This window comes from Niallia sp. 01092 (assembly GCF_052318935.1).
Classification (GTDB): Bacteria; Bacillota; Bacilli; order Bacillales; family Cytobacillaceae; genus Niallia.
Genome location: NZ_JBQRKO010000096.1, coordinates 1 through 219, shown reverse-complemented (window position 1 = coordinate 219; position 219 = coordinate 1). Strand labels below are relative to the sequence as shown.

General features: G+C 37.4%; 1 pseudogene. It reads right to left on the bottom strand.

Annotated elements, in window-relative coordinates:
* Positions 1-219 (bottom strand): annotated as a pseudogene (locus ACTXGU_RS22470) (ABC transporter permease); the annotation flags it as partial.

Genomic DNA, 219 nt, shown 5'->3' with positions numbered 1-219 from the left:
AATTCCCCAGTGCAAACGAGAATAATCGGTGATACTGCTTAAGAAATCAGATCGCAAGCTCGCAGAATCCAATATATTTTCTGTACGATCTTTTTTCTCTGTCATCACATTGCGAATTAAATAATTGGATACATGGAGTGCAATGTAGTTCATCATAATACTAACGATTACTTCATGCACACGAAAGCGCGCTTTTAATAAGCCAGGAATAAATGCCCA